A 13,210-nucleotide genomic window follows, 5' to 3' on the forward strand; every position below is an offset into this window, starting at 1 on the left:
GCTCGACGGCTGCACGATTTCCGGTGCGAGCCCCGGCGGCTCCCCCGGCAGCGGGCGCGGCGCCCACCGTCCGCGCGGTGATCCGCAGAGCGCGCGGTGATCCGCAGAGCGCGCGGTGATCCGCTGCTCGCGCGTGTCCCGACGCGCGCGAGCAGCGGATCAGCGCGCGGACCGACCCGCGCCGGTGGGGCTCAGCTCGGTGGCGGTGCCGGATCCGTCGGAGGGGTTCCGGCCCGTCGAGGCGGGTTCCAGCCGCACCGCGGCCACCTTGAACTCCGGCATCCGGCTCACCGGATCCAGGGCCGGGTTGGTGACGTTGTTCGCCGCCCCCGCCCCACCGAAGTGGAAGGGCAGGAACACCGTGTCCGGGCGCAGCGAGGCGACACAGCGGACACGCGCCGTCGTCGTCCCGCGCCGGGACACGACGTCGGCCAGGTCGCCGTCGGCGAGACCGTGCCGGGCGGCGGTGTCCGGGTGCACCTCGACGAACACCTCGGGCGCGACGTCCGCCAGCTCGGCGACCCGCCGGGTCTGCGCGCCGGACTGGTAGTGCACCAGCACCCGCCCGGTCGTCACGGTCAGCGGGAAGCCGCCGTCCGTGCCCTCGTCCGGCTCGACGTGGTCGACCGGCAGCATCCGGGCGCGTCCGTCCGGGTGGCCGAAGCGCTCGGTGAACAGCCGCGGGGTCCCGGGGTGGTCGTCGGCGGGGACCGGCCAGTGCAGGGCCTCGCCCGCGTCGAGCCGGTCGTAGGACACGCCCGCGTAGTCGGCGATCCCACCGGCCGAGGCGCGCCGCAGCTCGTCGAACACGGTCCGCGGATCGGCGGGGAACTCCCCCGGCGCGTCGAGGGCCGCGGCCAGTCCGGCGATCACCTCGAGGTCGGTGCGCACCCCGGGCGGCGGGGCGAGCGCGCGACGGCGGCGCAGGACCCGCCCCTCCAGGTTGGTCATGGTCCCCTCCTCCTCGGCCCACTGGGCGACGGGGAGCAGGACGTCGGCGCGCAGCGCGGTCTCGCCGGGCAGCACGTCGGCGACGACGAGCAGGTCCAGCGCGTCGAGCCGCTCGGCGACGGCGCGGGCGTCGGGCGCGGAGACGAGCACGTTCGAGCCGAACACCAGCAGCGCCTTCGGCCCGCCGGGGCGGCCGAGGGAGTCGAGGAGCTCGACGGCGCTGCGGCCGGGCCCGGGGATCGAGGGCTCCGGCACCCCCCACACCCGTGCGACGTGCGCGCGGGCGGCCGGGTCGGCGATGTGCCGGTAGCCGGGCAGCTGGTCGGACTTCTGTCCGTGCTCCCGCCCGCCCTGGCCGTTGCCCTGCCCGGTGATCGTCCCGAACCCGGAGCCGGGGCGGCCGGGCAGGCCGAGCGCCAGCGACAGGTTGATCCACGCGGCGACGGTGTCGACGCCGTGCGCGTGCTGCTCGGCGCCGCGCGCGGTGAGCACGTAGCGCCGCGTGGACTCCGCGAGCCAGCGCACGACGGTGCGCATGTCGGTGGCGGCGACGCCGCAGACCCGCTCCGCGCGCTCGGGCCACCACTGCGAGGCGATCGCCCAGACGTCGTCGAAACCGGTCGTCCGGTCGTCCACGTAGGACAGGTCGAGGTGCCCGTCGACGACGGCGGCATGCAGCATCCCCAGCGCCAGGACCAGGTCGGTGCCCGGGCGCGGCGCCAGGTGCAGCCCGCCGGAGGCGAGCGCGCGCTCCGCGGTCGGGGTGCGCCGCGGGTCGACGACGACCAGGCGCGCGCCGGTCAGGTGCGACATCAGGGGCGGCATGGTCTCGGCGACGTTCGCGCCGGCGAGGACGACCAGCTCGGCGTCGTCGAGGTCGGTGACGGGGAACGGCAGCCCGCGGTCGACGCCGAAGGCCCGGTTGCCCGCGGCGGCCGCCGAGGACATGCAGAACCGTCCGTTGTAGTCGATCTGGCTGGTGCCCAGCGCGACCCGGGCGAACTTCCCGAGCAGGTAGGCCTTCTCGTTGGTCAGCCCGCCCGCGCCGAACACCGCGACCGAGTCGGGTCCGTGCTCGGCACGCAGCGCGGCGAGCCGCGCGGCGACGCCGGTGAGCGCGTCGGCCCAGCCGGTCTCGACGAAACCGGCCGTCCGCGAGGTCCTGACCAGCGGCGACGTCAGGCGTTGCGGATGGGTGAGCAGAGCGCCGGAGGTCCAGCCCTTCTGGCACATGCCCCCGGCGTTGGTCGGGAAGTCACGGGCGTCGACCTCGCCGGACGGGCCGACCCACTGCCCGCACTGCAGGGCGCAGTACGGGCAGTGGGTGGCGGTCCGGTCGTCCGGACCCACGGCTCAGACCCGGGCCATCGCGGCGGCCTCGGTGCTCCCGACCAGGGCGGCGCGCGGGCGCAGGTACACCGCCCACGTGACGCCGATGCAGAGGACGTAGAACGCCAGGAAGCTCCAGAACGCGGGCGTGCCGGACTGGACCGTCATGAACGACTGGCGGAACGCGAGGTTGATGAACAGCCCGCCCAGCGCCCCGACCGCGCCGGCGATGCCGATGACCGCGCCGGAGAGCCGTCGCGCGGTGTCGAACGAGGTCCCGCGGTCCGCGCCCCCGGCGATCGCGACGCGCGCCCGCCCGGTGAAGATCGCCGGGATCATCTTGTAGGTCGAGCCGTTGCCGACGCCGGACAACGTGAACAGGGCGATGAAGCCGATGGTGAACAGCGTCAGCGACTCGATCCCCGAGGCGAAGATGATCACCAGCGTGGCGACGGCCATGCCGACGAAGTTCCACAGCGTGACGACCGCGCCGCCGAACCGGTCGGCGAGCTTGCCGCCGTAGGGGCGGATCAGCGACCCGATGAGCGGGCCGATGAAGGTGACCGCGGCGGCCTGCAACGGCGTCCGGTCGAACTGGTTCTGCAGGACCAGGCCGAAGGCGAACGAGTAGCCGATGAACGACCCGAACGTCCCGATGTAGAGGAACGACATGATCCAGGTCTGGCGGTCCCGGCAGGCCTCGGTGAAGGCGCCGGTGTCGTTGGACATGGCGGCGATGTTGTCCATCCGCTTCCACGCCAGGAACGCCGAGATCACGATGAACGGCAGGTAGACCGCCAGCAGCACCCGCGGGGAGCCGGCGCCGAGGGTGGCGATGACGAGCAGGCCGAGCAGCTGCGCGACCGGCACGCCGAGGTTGCCGCCGCCGGCGTTGAGCCCCAGCGCCCAGCCCTTCTCCTTCTCCGGGAAGAACGCGTTGATGTTCGCCATCGACGACGCGAAGTTGCCGCCGCCGACTCCGGCGACCGCCGCGACGACCAGCAGGGTCGTGTACGACACGCCCGGCTCGAGCACGACCATCGCCAGGATCGTGGGCACGATCAGCAACGACGCCGCGAAGATCGTCCAGTTGCGGCCGCCGAAGCGGGCGACGGCGAAGGTGTAGGGCAGCCGCAGGATCGACCCGACCAGCGTGGGTACGGCGACCAGGAAGAACTTCTGTGCCGCGGTGAACCCGTACTCGGGCCCCATGAACAGCACCAGGACCGACCAGATGGTCCAGATCGAGAAGCCGATGTGCTCGGAGAAGATCGACTGCCACAGGTTGCGACGGGCGATCGCCGAGCCGGTGCGCTGCCAGAACCCCTCGTCCTCGGGGTCCCAGTGGTCGATCCAGCGGCCGCCGATGCGGCGCCCCGGGGCAGAGGTGGTGGTCACGGATCGGTCTCCTGATCGCCGGCGGTCACGTCGTCGACGACGCTAGGGAGCCCCAGTTTCCGACGGGTGGCCCCGTGTGACACCCCCGCAACGCTTATCTCACACGGGTGTCGCGACGGCTGTGAGCCGCTTCAGTGCATCGGGACGCCGAGCGGGGCGTCGCAGAACGCGCCGCCCACCCGGTGGTGCGCCGGGTCGGCCGGGGACGTAACCGCGTCCCCGTGTTCCCCGCGGCGCCGGTGAGCAGCGGCGTGCCGGGAGCGGCCACGTCAGAGCCGGCGGCTGACCAGGCTCGCGACCCGCTCGATCCCGGTGAGCGACTCGGTCGTCGCGTCCGGGTGCTGGGCGTGCAGGGCCAGCCGGTAGAGCACCGCCCGCAGCAGCGACTGCGGCCACTCGGGCAGCTCCGACCAGCGCTCGATCAGCTCCTCGTCGGCACCGCCCCAGGCGACCGCGTCGACGACGACGACCGCCGCCGCCCACTCCGCGGGCCGCCAGAACGGCACGAGGTCGAGCACCGCGGGCCGCCCCGTCGGGTCGAACAGCATGGCGCCGAACAGCTCGCCGTGCACGACCTGCGGGGTGAGCCGGATCGTGCGGCGGTGCGCGGCGAGCTCGGCGAACAGCCGGCCGCCGGTCTCGGGGTGCAGGTCCAGGCGGCGCTCGCCGAACGCAGCGGCCGCGGACCGGGACAGCAGGTCGTCGCGGTCGTCGAGCAGGCGCGGGCGCAGCACGGTCGCGGTGGCGGCGTGCAGCCGCAGCGACGCGGCGACGACCTCGTCGTGCCGCGGCTCGGGGACGCCGGGCACGTGCCGGGACGCGGCCCAGCCGCCCACGACCCACCGGCCGTCCGAGCTGCGGACGGGGCGGGCGAGGCGGACACCGTCGACCTCGAGGTTCTCCAGGACCGTCGCCGACCAGGCGGCGACGACGTGGTCGGACACCGGCCGCAGCAGCACGTCCCCGCACTGCCAGGCCCGCTGGCCCGCCCACACGACGGGACGGGGGGACGTCTCGCGCACGCCGAAGGCGGTGCGGACGTGCTCGGGCAGGACGCTCGCGGCCGGCGCGGTGGCGAGCGTGCGGGCAGCGGTCACAGCGGGGACGGTACCCGCGTCACCGGCCTGCGTTCGTCGCGCCACGCCCGAACCGCGCGACGCGCCACGACCGATCGGGTGAACGGTGGACCGATCGGGGCCGGTGGGGCGGCTGCCGGGCCGCGCGGGTGCGCTCGCCACGCCCCCCTGCGTACCGCTCCGTACGAGCCGGCCGCGGGCGGCCCCGTCAATACCAGGAGCTGCCGCCGCCCGCGTCCGAGTCCGACCCCGACGACCGCGAGCCGGAGTCCGAGGACGAGGAGCGGGAGTCGTCCGAGCTGCTGCTCCGCGACGACCCCGAGTCCGACGACCCCGAGTCCGAGGAGGACGAGGAGCCCGAGCCGGACGACCGGGACGACGACGAGCCCGAGTCCGACGACCGGGAGGACGAACCGGAGTCCGAGGACCGGGACGACCGCGACCCCGAGGATCCGGAGTCGGAGTCCGATCCGGAGGAGCGGGAGCCGGAGGACCGCGAGTCCGGTCTCGAGCCGTCGGAGGAGCCGGACGAGCCGCCGGACCGGGCCCCGGAGGACCCGCTGCGCTCGGCCATCTGCTCCGCTGCCTGCCGGTCGGCCTCCGCCAGCACCGGCGCCGCCGCCTCCCGCCCCATGGCGGACTCGACGTAGGACCCGGCCACGGCGCTGACGATGCCGCCGGAGCCGCGGCTCCCGCCGGACCCCTGCGCTCCCGAGCCGGAGCGCTCCGTGCCGGGGCTCTCCGCCGGGGCGGTCGACGCGGGCGGGCTCGCAGGGGACGCGGCCGCGCGCGGCGAGGACTCCTCCCGCGGCGCGGGGTCCTTCCGCGGCGCGGGGGCGGACCGGGCGGGGGCCTCGTCGGACGGACCGGAGGACCCGGCGTCCGAGCCGCCGGAACCCGAGCCGGACTTCTTCCCGGTCAGCCCGCCCGCGACGTCGTCGACACCCCGGCCCAGCGATTCGGCGGTGTCCCCGACGCCCTGCGCGGCCTTGCCGACGCCGTTTCCGACCTTCTCGACCGGCCCCTCGGACGACGCCGGTATGACCTCGGGCCGATCGGCCTTCCTCGCGGCGCCCGAACCCGCGCCCGAACCCGCACCGGAGCCCGCGCCGTCGCCGGGGCCCGGCTCGCCGCCGGTCAGGCCGGCGACGCCGTCGGCGGCACCGGACACGGCACCACCGAGCTTCTCCCCCGGACCCGCGTCCCGGCCGGGTGTGCTGCCCGGCCCGCGGGCCGAGGCGCCCTCCGGCCCCTCGGCCCGCGGCCGGGTCTCGTCCAGCGGGCCCCGCGGGTCGGGCGGGCCACTGGTGCCGACGTCGTCGCGCTCGCGGTCCCCGGCGGTCTCCCGGCCCCCGGCCAGGACCTCGGGGTTGCGGCGCACCCCGGACGGCTCCGGGGTGGCGGGGTCCTCGCCGCGGGCGAGGGCCAGCACGTCGTCGGAGACCTTCTCGGTCTCGTCGCCGTCGCCGGGCAGCGGGGCGGTGCGGGCCCGGTCGATGCCGTCGTCGATGGCGGCCAGCCGCTCCGCGCAGGCGTCGCGGTTGCGGGCGCGCAGGTCGCGCTGCTCCTCCAGCGACGCGGCCGCGGCCATCTGGTCGGGGGTCCGGCGGGTGGCCGGCGGCAGGTCGGCGACGATCCGGTCCATCTCGGCGAGCTGCTGCTCGGCGGCGGCCAGCGCGTCCACGGCGTCCTGCCGGGACGTGTAGACCTGCAGCTGCGACTGCAGGGCGGCGCGCTGCTGGAGCAGGGTGTCGCGCTGCTGCTGCAGCTTCGCGACCGCGGCCGGGGTGCGGTCCGGCTCGTGCGCGGACGCCCGCCAGGTCCGTTCGCTCGCGTTGAGCGTCCCGAGCTTGTCGTCGAGCGCCGCCAGCGCGATGCGGGCCTGCCCGGCCCACTGGTCGGCGGTGCGGTCCTGCGGCGCCGGGACCCCGGTCACCGCCGGCGAGGTCGTCAGCGCGTACCCGCCGAGGAGCACGGCCGTCGCCCCGATCAGGGCCAGCGTGCGCCGGTGCCGCAGCGGGCTGCGCGGGGCACGCAGCGGTCCGGGGCGGTCCGGGCCCGCCGACGCGGCCTGCCGCGCCACGACGGGGCGGCGGGTCGCCGTCCCCCGCCGGGCGGGCTCCACGCGCTCGTCGGCCTCGACGGCCTCGGGCTCACGCAGCCACGGCAGCGTGTCGGCGAGCCGCTGGTCCCCCGCCGCCTGTGCCGCGGCCCGGCGGACCTGGCGGGCCGCCAGCCGGTGGGCGGCGGAGCAGTAGCGCCGCTGTGGACGGCCGCCGGACACGTCCCCCGTGGGCTCCAACGGTGCGTCGCACCCCTGCAGGGCGCATGTGCGCAGCGAGTCCTCCACCGAGCGTCCTCCCGACCTAGTGATCGCGTGCATCCCCATGTCGCGACGATCGGTCGACATGTTTCGCCCAACGGGCGAAATGCAGGGCTGAACGGACGATGTTCACTCGGACGGTCGCGTGCGATCGATAAGCGGTCACGCTGTGCCACACCAGGAACGGCGACGGCCGCCGTCCCGGGTGTACCGGTGACGGCGGCCGTCGGTGTAGGGCGGTGCGGGTCGGCCCCGGTCAGTAGGTGGGCTGCGACGGGTCGATCTGCTTGACCCAGGACAGCACCCCGCCGCCGACGTGGACGGCGTCGCGGAACCCGGCCTTGTGCAGCGCGGCCAGGGCCTCGGCGGACCGGCCGCCGGACTTGCAGTGCAGCACGACCGGCTTGTCCTGGGCGATCTCCGACAGCGCGGCACCGGACAGGATCCGGTCCTTCGGGATCAGGACCGAGCCCGGGATCCTCACGATCTCGTACTCGTGCGGCTCGCGGACGTCGATGAGCTGGAAGTCCTTGCCCGCGTCGATCATCTGCTTGAGCTCGCCGACGGTGATCGTGCTGCCGGCGGCCGCGTCCTGCGCCTCCTGCGTCACGGTGCCGCAGAACGCCTCGTAGTCGATCAGCTCGGTGATCTTCGGCGTCTCCGGGTCCTTGCGGATCTTCACCTGGCGCCAGGTGGTCTCCAGCGCGTCGTAGATCACCAGTCGGCCGAGCAGCGGCTCACCGATCCCGGTGAGCAGCTTGATCGCCTCGTTGACCATGATCGAGCCGATCGACGCGCAGAGCACGCCCAGCACGCCGCCCTCGGCGCAGGAGGGGACCATCCCGGGCGGCGGCGGCTCGGGGTAGAGGTCGCGGTAGTTGAGGCCCTGCCCGTTCGGGGCGTCCTCCCAGAAGACCGACGCCTGACCCTCGAACCGGAAGATCGAGCCCCAGACGTAGGGCTTGCCGAGCAGCACCGCCGCGTCGTTCACCAGGTAGCGGGTGGCGAAGTTGTCGGTGCCGTCCAGGATCAGGTCGTAGTCCCGGAAGACGTCCAGCACGTTCTCGCTGGTGAGGCGCTCGTCGTGCAGGCGGACGTCGACGAAGGGGTTGACCTCGCGGATCGAGTCGCGGGCCGACTCGGCCTTCGGGCGGCCCACGTCGGACTGCCCGTGGATCACCTGACGCTGCAGGTTCGACTCGTCGACGACGTCGAACTCGACGATGCCCAGGGTGCCGACGCCCGCGGCGGCCAGGTACAGCAGGGCGGGCGAGCCGAGGCCGCCCGCGCCGACGACCAGCACCTTCGCATTCTTCAGGCGCTTCTGCCCGTCCATCCCGACGTCGGGGATGATGAGGTGGCGGCTGTACCGCTCGACCTCGTCCTTGGTGAGCTCGGCTGCCGGCTCCACCAGTGGCGGTAGCGCCATCTCGTCCACTCCTCGCGGGTTGCGTGCGGGTCTCAGGGCGTCTCAACGCGCCACGTGCGCGTCATCTTCCCGCACCCGCTCCGACCGGCACCGTGTCCCACAGCGCGGCGACGGCGTCGGCCACCGCCGCGGGCCGCTCGATCTGCGCGACGTGCCCGGCCCGGGGCAGCACCAGCAGCCGCGCCCCGGGCAGTGTGGCCGCGGTCCGCGCGGCCAGTCGCGGGGACACGATGCGGTCCTGCTCGCCCCACACCACCAGCGACGGCACCCGCACCCGGGCCATCCGGCGCCAGATCTCGCGCCCCGCCCACAGCCCGAGCAGACCGCGGGTGGCGCCGTCGGTGGCCGCGCCGGCCCAGGGCAGCGTCGCGCGGTGCTCGTGTTCGGAGATCAGCTCCTCGAGCCGGCGGGCGGAGCCGCGCTGCGGGTCGGCGAAGCAGACCTTCACGATCCGCTCGGCGCGGGCCCGCAGCGGCTCCTCGGCCAGCGCCCGCCGCGCGCCGCGCCCGAGCAGCGGCACCATGGCCAGCGCCATCCGCGGGTCCGACAGGCGTCGCGGGTCGGGGCGCCGGTCCGGCACCGCGGGCGAGACCAGGGTGAGGCTGCGGACGAGCTCGGGACGGCGGGCCGCCACCGTCGTCGCGATCACACCGCCGAGGGAGTTGCCGACCAGGTGCACCGGGCGGTCGCGCCCGGCCAGCCAGCACAGCAGCGCGTCCGCCATGCCGTCCGGGCCGAAGTCGGCGACGGCGGTCGGCTCGGACAGCCCGAACCCCGGCAGGTCGACGGACAGGCCGGCCGCCCGTGGTGCGAGGAGCCCGGCGAGGTCGGTCCAGTTCGTGGCCGACCCGGCGAGCCCGTGGACGTAGACGGCGTCGGCGTCGCCGGAGCCGGGGGTCTCGCGCACGTGCAGGGTGACCCCGCCGGAGGTGACCGCGCGGCCGGGCCACGGCGGGCGCTCCGCCGCGGCCGGTTCCGCGGCCGCCGGTCCCGCGGTGCCCGGGGACGTCGCGGCACCCGGCGCCGTCACCGGGGCGGGCACGGTGACGGGCGGGTGAACGGACATCGACGGGGCGGCGACCATCCGACCAGCATGACGTGTCGTGCGCGTCACCCGCCGCGCCGGGTGATCCCCGTCTCGCTGTGATCACCGTCCGCATCCGGCGCTCCACGGAGCGCAACGAGATCGCCCCCCGGACGTTGTACCCCGTGGACGACGCGACGGAGGAGGTGGGCATGGGGCGGATCGCCGGATCGGCCGCGGCCCGGCTCGCCGGTTTCGGCGCCGCGTCGGTGCTGGTGTTCACCGCGGCCTGGACGGCGGGCGGTGCGGTGGGCGCCCTCTCGGCGACCCCGGCCGCCGACGCGCGGGCCGGCGACCCCGGCGACGAGCGCGGCGACGACGGCGTCCTCGCGGCCGGCCTGGCCACCGGCGACGCGACGACCGGCGCGGGCGGCGTGCTCACCACCGCGGCCGGCTACACCCTGACCCCGGTCGGGACCGTCCACCCCTGGCGCGAGCCCACCGAGGTCGCGTTCACCGTGACCGGTTCCGACGGCGCCCCGGTGACCCGGTTCGACGCCCCCTCCGACGGCTCCGGGGTCATGGACGTCGCCGTGCTGCGACGCGACGTCGCCGGCTACATGCGGCTGCGCGCCACCCAGGGCCCCGACGGCGTGTGGCGCGCGCCGGTCCGGTTCCCCGGCCAGGGCGTGTGGCGGCTGTACGCCGGGTTCACCCCGACCGGCGGCCCGCACCTGGACCTCGGGGCCGACCTGCACGTCCCCGGTACCTACGGTGCCTTCACCTTCCCGGCCGAGAACCGGGCGGGGCTCTGCGGGGGCAGTGACCAGCAGGTCCGTCTCGACGGCGCCCTGGTCCCCGGCGGGGAGTCCCGGCTGTTCGCGACGGTGGGGCGCGACGGCACCCCGGTCACCGACCTCGAGCCCGTCGACGGCGGCGCGTTCGGCCGGATGACCGCGGTCCGCCAGGGCGACCTGGCCCGGTTCCCGGTCCGTCCCGAGATCACCGGCGCGGCCGCGACCGACCGGTCCGGCCCCGGGGTGGCGTTCGCGGTGTCGGTCCCCGCCCCGGGCAGCTACCGGCTGTTCCTCGACTACCGCTCCGGCGGTGTGCTGCGGTCGTGCGAGTTCACGCTCCCGACCGCCCCGGGGAGCTGACGGCGGTTGCCTCCGGTCCTGCGGGCCGTCGCCCCGCCGACGGCGGCCCTGCTCGCCCTGCTGCTGCCGCTCGCCGGCCCGGCACTCGCCGGCGCGGCGTGGGCCCCGCCCTGCGCGACGGCCGCCCTGCTGGTCGCCCTCGCCGTCGTCGCGACGACGGGGCGCGCGGGTCTGCGCGTCGCCGTGCGTGGCCTGCGGGAGGGCACGGTGACCGCCGAGACCGGCGTCGCGGCGGCCGTGCTCGCCGCGCTGGGGTGGTCGGCCGCGGTGCTGGCCGTCGCGGCGGTCTCGCCCGCGGGCGCGGACGCGGTGCCGGCCGACCCGCTCGCCGGGCCCGTCCTGCTGCCCGGCGCCGCCGCGGTGCTGACCGTCGTCGCGGCCGCGGTGCAGCGCACCGGGCGCCCGGCCGACGGGGACGCCGACGAGGTCCGCGCGGGCCTGCGCACCGTCGCGGACCGGTGGAGCGCCCTGCTCACCCCGCCCGCGGCGCTGGCCGCGGTCGCGGTGACCGCGTTCGCGGCGGGCACCGGCACCCCGTGGCCCGTCGCGGTCCCGGCCGGGATCGCGGTGCTGGTCGGGGCCTGCCCGGTGCCGCTGCTGGCCGCGTTGCCGGCGGCGCTGCGGGCGGCGGACCGGGCGGGCGGGGACGCGGTGCGGCTGCCGTCGCCACTGCCCGGGCGTCGCGAGCCGGTGGGCTGGACCGGGCCCGCGGGCGGCCCGGGACTCGTGGGCCGGGTGGACACCGTCGCGCTGGCCGGGCCGGACGTGCTGACCGGCACCGGCCCCGGGACGGTCACCGTGCACGCGGGCCGGGGCGAGGACCCGGCGCTGGTGCTGCGGCTGGCCGCGTCGGTCGCGGCGGGCGCGCGGCCCGGGTCGGACCTGCGCGTCGCGGCGCGGGCGCTGGCCGACGCCGTCGACGGCCCGGTGCCCGACGTCGCCGAGGCCGACGAGCATCCCGGCCTCGGGGTGTCCGGCCTGGTGGCCGAGCTGCGGGAGCCCGGCCCGGGCGACGGCGGCGCCACGGCGACCGTCGTCGCGCACGCGGTCCTGCTCGGCAGCCCGGACTGGTTGGCCGAGCACGGGATCCGGGTGCCCCCGCCGCTGGCGGTGCAGCGGGAGCGGGCGGTGGCCGAGGGCCGCGCCGTCCTCGTCGTCGCCTGGGACGGGTGCGCCCGCGCCGTGCTCGCGCTGCCGCGGGCGCCGCACCCCGCGGCCCGACCGGGGGTGGCGGAACTGGCCGCGGCCGGGGTCGCGCCGGTCCTGCTCACCCCCGACGACGACGGCGCCGCCCGTGCCCTCGCCGCGGCGTCCGGTCTCGACCCGGCCGACCCCGACGCCGTCCGCCCGGGTCTGGACGCGGCGGCGCGGGCCGCGGCCGTCGCCGGGCTGCGGGTACGCGGCCGCACGGTCGCGGTGGCGGCCGACCCGGCCACCGACGGGGCCGCCCTGGCCGCCGCCGACCTGGCCGTGGAGCTGGTGCCCTGGCCCACCGACGACGGGGCCGGCCCCGGGTCCGCGGACGGCCCGGACGCGCGGCCGGACCCGGTCGTGGTGCCCGCACCCGGATCGGAGAGGATCTGCGCCCGTGGCGGCCCCGCCGAGGTGGCCGCCGCCCTGCTGATCGCCCGCCGCGCGCGGGCCCAGGTCCGCGCGCACGTCCGTGCGGCCGTGGTGCTCGCCGTCGCCGGCGTGGTCCTCGCCGTGCTGGGGACGCCCGCGGTCGTGGTGGCCGCCGTGCCGGTCCTCGGTGCGCTCGGGCTCGCCGCCCGGGGCCCGCGCCGCCGATCGTGAGAGGTTGTCACCCTTCTGCGGAGAAGCCCGTTCACGGATCGTTCGTCAACGCGGTTACCTGCTAGTAGGGTATTCCCACGACGGGTGAGAGGTAGGGGGCCCATGACCGGAACCGCCACGCCACGGGGCGCACGACTGTCCCGCGGTGCGCGGCGCGCCCAGCTGCTGCTGGCCGCCCGCGACGTGTTCGCCGACCAGGGCTACCACGCCGCCGCGATGGACGACATCGCCGAGCGGGCAGGCGTCTCCAAGCCCGTGCTGTACCAGCACTTCCCCGGGAAGCTGGAGCTGTACCAGGCGCTGCTCACGACCTACGCCGAGGAGCTCGTCGAGCGGGTCTCCAACGCCATCGAGCGGACCGAGCACAACAAGGAGCGCGTGCAGGCCGCCGTCGCGGCGTACTTCGACTTCGTCGCCGGCGAGGGCAAGGCCTACCGCCTGGTGTTCGAGTCCGACCTGCGGGGCGACCCGGAGGCCGCGGCGCTGGTGGAGAGCGCGCTGGACCGCTGCATCGACGCGGTCGCCGGCGCGGTCACCACCGACGCCGGGCTGGACCAGGACCGTGCGCGGCTGCTCGCCGTCGGTCTCGTCGGGCTGAGCCAGGTCGGCGCCCAGTTCTGGCTGGACTCCGACCAGCGGGTCCCGCGCGACGAGGCCGTGGCGCTGATGGCCTCGCTGGCCTGGCGGGGCATCGCCGGGTTCCCGAAGCAGGGCCTCGACCAGATCTGA

9 protein-coding genes are annotated in these 13,210 nt (G+C 76.4%); 3 read left to right on the top strand and 6 right to left on the bottom strand.

Annotated elements, in window-relative coordinates; all coding sequences use genetic code 11:
• Positions 1-159: 159 nt before the first annotated feature.
• The 6 genes from KPF22_RS25040 to KPF22_RS25065 form a co-directional block, all read right to left on the bottom strand.
• Positions 160-2,301 carry a molybdopterin oxidoreductase family protein gene (locus KPF22_RS25040; protein WP_224403459.1) on the bottom strand — a complete coding sequence of 714 codons (2,142 nt, stop codon included), beginning with the start codon at positions 2,299-2,301 and terminating at the stop codon, positions 160-162.
• A gap of 3 nt (positions 2,302-2,304) precedes the next feature.
• Positions 2,305-3,678, bottom strand: a complete 1,374-nt coding sequence (locus KPF22_RS25045) for a NarK/NasA family nitrate transporter (protein WP_224403460.1) — start codon at positions 3,676-3,678, stop codon at positions 2,305-2,307.
• Positions 3,679-3,947: 269 nt separating this feature from the next.
• Complete coding sequence (locus tag KPF22_RS25050; protein ID WP_083474553.1) at positions 3,948-4,775, bottom strand: TIGR02569 family protein; 828 nt, start codon at positions 4,773-4,775, stop codon at positions 3,948-3,950.
• A 187-nt stretch (positions 4,776-4,962) separates the two neighbouring features.
• Positions 4,963-7,104 (bottom strand): hypothetical protein, encoded by a 2,142-nt coding sequence (locus tag KPF22_RS25055; protein WP_224403461.1) that lies wholly within the window; start codon positions 7,102-7,104, stop codon positions 4,963-4,965.
• A gap of 229 nt (positions 7,105-7,333) precedes the next feature.
• Entirely contained in the window at positions 7,334-8,506 is a 1,173-nt protein-coding gene (gene moeZ, locus KPF22_RS25060; protein WP_208819236.1) for an adenylyltransferase/sulfurtransferase MoeZ, read from the bottom strand.
• A 61-nt stretch (positions 8,507-8,567) separates the two neighbouring features.
• Entirely contained in the window at positions 8,568-9,590 is a 1,023-nt protein-coding gene (locus KPF22_RS25065; RefSeq protein WP_208819238.1) for an alpha/beta fold hydrolase, read from the bottom strand.
• Between the two features lie 125 nt (positions 9,591-9,715).
• On the opposite strand from KPF22_RS25065, the gene KPF22_RS25070 reads away from it, so the two are divergent.
• The 3 genes from KPF22_RS25070 (at position 9,716) to KPF22_RS25080 (ending at position 13,210) form a co-directional block, all read left to right on the top strand.
• Entirely contained in the window at positions 9,716-10,687 is a 972-nt protein-coding gene (locus KPF22_RS25070; RefSeq protein ID WP_208819240.1) for a hypothetical protein, read from the top strand.
• Between the two features lie 6 nt (positions 10,688-10,693).
• Positions 10,694-12,481 carry an HAD family hydrolase gene (locus KPF22_RS25075; RefSeq protein ID WP_224403462.1) on the top strand — a complete coding sequence of 596 codons (1,788 nt, stop codon included), beginning with the start codon at positions 10,694-10,696 and terminating at the stop codon, positions 12,479-12,481.
• A 102-nt stretch (positions 12,482-12,583) separates the two neighbouring features.
• Positions 12,584-13,210: a TetR/AcrR family transcriptional regulator gene (locus KPF22_RS25080; RefSeq protein ID WP_062400521.1), complete on the top strand. Its 627-nt coding sequence runs from the start codon at positions 12,584-12,586 to the stop codon at positions 13,208-13,210.

Source organism: Pseudonocardia sp. ICBG1034 (assembly GCF_020131375.1).
Classification (GTDB): domain Bacteria; phylum Actinomycetota; class Actinomycetes; order Mycobacteriales; family Pseudonocardiaceae; genus Pseudonocardia; species Pseudonocardia alni.